Origin of the sequence: Mediterraneibacter sp. 210702-DFI.5.30, from assembly GCF_020560115.1 — a bacterium.
Lineage (GTDB): Bacteria > Bacillota > Clostridia > Lachnospirales > Lachnospiraceae > Mediterraneibacter > Mediterraneibacter faecis.
This window is the reverse complement of sequence record NZ_JAJCME010000049.1, coordinates 1-319: the sequence shown is the minus strand read 5'-3', so window position 1 is coordinate 319 and position 319 is coordinate 1. Positions and strand designations below refer to the sequence as shown.

The window sequence follows — 319 nt, the reverse complement described above, 5'->3', positions numbered from 1 at the left end:
GCAAAAGATTGGTTGGATCAGCGGCATGGTTTTGGTTTTGCTGCTGATGCTTACATTGACTGTAAAGAATTCTTGGAGCGGTTTACTTAATCTTGGCCTGCTTTGTTTTGTGTTGGGAATGCCAGGATCGATGCTGCAGGTAATGTTTTTGAATACGGCTGAACGGGATTTTCCCATGGCACTGAATCTGGCATCATCATTGAATCCAATCTGTACGAATATTGGGGTGTCGATTGGCTCATTGACGGCCTCGATTGGTATTCGGTACATCAAATTGGCACAGATTGGCTGGCTAGGGTGCGGTTATGCTCTTATTGGC

Annotated in this window: 1 protein-coding gene; it reads left to right on the top strand. The window is 45.5% G+C overall.

What is annotated here, in order from left to right; translation table 11 throughout:
* On the top strand, window positions 1-319 hold a 319-nt coding region (locus LI126_RS14640; RefSeq protein WP_227165660.1), incomplete at both ends, for a hypothetical protein.